Here is a 2,968-nt window from a genome sequence, read left to right on the forward strand (position 1 = left end):
GCTTTGCAGCCGACTTCGCCGCTGGGGCCGCTGGCGCAGCCGCTTTTGGAGCAGCTTTGGGCGCCGGTTGCGCCGTCTGCGCCCGTGCGGAATCGGCGATACCCCCGGCCGCCACGCCAGTCATCAAAGCTAAAATCAGCACCCGCCACATGCTGGAGTGGTTCCCTCAATATTGTGACTGGAAGATGGCCCGGTCGCGCTTTGTCCCCGTGGCAGGGATAGCGGGGAAAGTCCAATTTGGGAAGGCAGTTAGCGGTATCAGCCTTTGGATCGTGCGGCACGCTGCTCGGCCCATTGCGCATCGGTCCAGCCGAGCAAATCCTCGGCGCCGGAACTGCGCAAATGTGCTCCACCGTCGATGACGACCATCTCGCCATTGATGTAGCCGGCGCGATCCGAGACCAGGAAGCTGGCGAGATCGGCAAGCTCGCTGTGCTCGCCCGTACGTCCCAGCGGATTGCGCGCGGCCCAGCCATCGTCACGGCCTTCGGGGCGGAGCTGCCCCGACGCGCCCGCGGTCGGGAACGGACCCGGCGCGATGGCGACGGTGCGGATGCCTTTCTGCCCCCATTCCACCGCAAGACTTTTGGTCATCGCCAGCAGCGCCGATTTCGCCATCGCCGAGGGCACGGTGAAGGCTCGGCCAGTGATGGTCGAGGTCGAGAGGATCGAGAGCACGACGCCGCCATGCTTGGCCTCGATCCAACGCCTGCCGGCGGCGAGCGTGCAATACATCGCGCCATGCAACGTCGGCGCCAGGATCGCGTCGACCGCGCGGAACGACAGATGCTCGCTCTGGGCGATGAAGGTCGCGGCAGCGTTGTTGACGAGGATATCGAGCGGCGCCTCACGCCAGATCGCGTCCATCATCGCCTCGACGGCCGCACCGTCGCGAATATCGCAGGCGATGGTGGTGACCTTGCCGCCGGTCTCCTCGCGCATCTCGCCCGCAGTCGCTTCCAGCCGATCGAGCTTGCGGCCACAGATGACGAGCTCGGCGCCGAGCGTGAGGAAGCGACGCCCCATCGCCGCGCCAAGTCCCGAGCCGCCGCCGGTGACGAGAATGCGCTTGTTCCTGAGCAGGCTTGTTTCAAACATCGTTTGAATCCTCGATATCTCACACTCCGTCTATTGCGAGCGCAGCGAAGCAATCCAGAGACCGTGCGGCGGAAATAGTCTGGATTGCTTCGCTGCGCTCGCAATGACGAGGATAGGCCCTCGAGCCGTCTTAGACAAAGAATCCGGATTGTCGGGCCGCACTAAATCCGGCAAAACCGGGCCAACTATAATTCCACTCGAAACGCCCCAAGGTGCCGCCATGAAAGCCATCCTCTGCTCGCAATATTGCCAGCCCGACGATCTCGTGCTGACTGAGGTGCCGGACCCGGTGGCCGGTCCCGGCGAAGCGGTGATCGCGATCAAGGCGGCGGCGCTGAACTTCTTCGACCTCCTGATGATTCAGGGCAAGTACCAGATCAAGCCGCCGTTCCCGTTCTCGCCGGCCGCGGAAGTCGCGGGCGTGATCGAGAGCATCGGCCCTGGCGTGAGCGATTTGAAAGTCGGCGATCGCGTCGTCGCGTCCTGCGGCCACAACGGCGCGCGCGAGAAGATCGCGCTGCCGGCGGCTTCGATCGTGAAGATTCCCGACAATCTCGACTACGACCGCGCAGCCGGCATCATCATCATCTACGGCACGGCGCTGCACGCGCTGGAAGATCGCGCCAGCCCAAAGCCGGGCGAGACGCTCGCCGTGCTCGGCGCAGCCGGCGGCACCGGCCTTGCCGCCTGCGAGCTCGGCAAGCTGATGGGGTTGAAGGTGATCGCCTGCGCTTCGTCGGACGAGAAGCTCGAATTCGCGAAAGCGCATGGTGCCGAGCTGACGTTGAACTACGCCAAGGAAGATCTGAAGGAGGGCCTGCGCAAGCTCACCGGCGGCAAGGGCGTCGACATCATCTTCGATCCCGTGGGTGGTGCCTATGCCGAACAGGCGCTGCGCTCGATTGCGTGGGAAGGTCGCTTCCTCGTCATCGGCTTTGCAGCGGGCGACATTCCGAAGATGCCGCTGAACCTCGCGCTGCTGAAGGGTTGCGACATCCGCGGCGTGTTCTGGGGCGCATGGACGCGGCAGAATCCGGAGAAGAATCGCGCCAATCTCGAAAAGCTCGTGAAGTGGACGGCGGAAGGAAAGATCTCATCGCATGTCGATCGCACCTTCCCGCTGGCTCAGACCGCGGACGCGCTGAAGGTGCTCGCGGGACGCCAGGCCATGGGCAAGGTGATCCTGCATCCCTGAGGATGTGGGCGTCGCCGTCGCTACGCACGCAACTGTCACCGCTCAAATCGCCGGCGCCGCTGAAGCTGCGCCGGCTTTTTCGTGCGCCACCGCTTGGTAAAGCGCCCTCAACCATTCCCGCTAAAATTGCGGTGCATTCCCCTGCTTCGCCGCAATCAAACCCAAATCTCTCCCGATTCGCGCAAATCGTCGTCGTCTTTTGGGCTGATTCAGACGGCGATTTACCGGCTCCAGTTTGCGGGGCACTTCTGGACAACAATAAAAAGACTGAAGCCGGGAATGCCCTGCATTGCGTTAGTAATGGGGAGCATCACCATGGAGACGACGGCATACCGCCCGTCGAAGGAGTCGAGGGCGCTCGACTCCAATCGAGCCGCATCACATCCGCCGACCGCGTCATTTATCCGTGCGCGCGCCGCACGGGCCGATCTTTCGCAGGACGATCCGATTCCGCTCTTCCTGTCCGATCCGCTCGGTGCGCCGGACCCAAGCGAATATACGCCAGTGGAGTTGCGTTCCAGAATTGTGCCGCGCGTTCTCGCGGCCGTCCTGGCGGCATCCACCCTGGCAGGTATGGCCGCACTGCTTCAGCCCGACTTTCGCGGCTTCTTCACCGCCAACGCCGGTAGCTGGGTGGGGGTCGCGCCGGGCCTGGCCATGGCGTCGGCCAACGCG

The 2,968-nt window shown here is 63.9% G+C and carries 2 protein-coding genes and 1 pseudogene; 2 read left to right on the forward strand and 1 reads right to left on the reverse strand.

Annotated features, from left to right (window positions below):
* Window positions 1-258: 258 nt before the first annotated feature.
* Window positions 259-1,098 (reverse strand): SDR family oxidoreductase, encoded by an 840-nt coding sequence (locus tag MOV75_RS32875; protein WP_247007407.1) that lies wholly within the window; start codon window positions 1,096-1,098, stop codon window positions 259-261.
* Between the two features lie 220 nt (window positions 1,099-1,318).
* Between MOV75_RS32875 and MOV75_RS32880 the strand changes: the two genes are divergently transcribed.
* Both MOV75_RS32880 and MOV75_RS32885 read left to right on the forward strand, forming a co-directional pair.
* Entirely contained in the window at window positions 1,319-2,293 is a 975-nt protein-coding gene (locus tag MOV75_RS32880) for an NADPH:quinone oxidoreductase family protein (RefSeq protein ID WP_246931637.1), read from the forward strand.
* A 315-nt stretch (window positions 2,294-2,608) separates the two neighbouring features.
* Window positions 2,609-2,968, forward strand: a pseudogene (locus tag MOV75_RS32885) (hypothetical protein); the annotation flags it as partial.

The sequence above is a fragment of the Bradyrhizobium sp. PRIMUS42 genome (assembly GCF_023006515.1).
Taxonomy (GTDB): Bacteria; Pseudomonadota; Alphaproteobacteria; order Rhizobiales; family Xanthobacteraceae; genus Bradyrhizobium.

What these genes read in the sequence shown, in the direction of transcription:
- MOV75_RS32875 (WP_247007407.1), bottom strand. Translation starts at nt 1,098, where the DNA reads ATGTTTGAAACAAGCCTGCTCAGGAACAAGCGCATTCTCGTCACCGGC.
- MOV75_RS32880 (WP_246931637.1), top strand. Translation starts at nt 1,319, where the DNA reads ATGAAAGCCATCCTCTGCTCGCAATATTGCCAGCCCGACGATCTCGTG.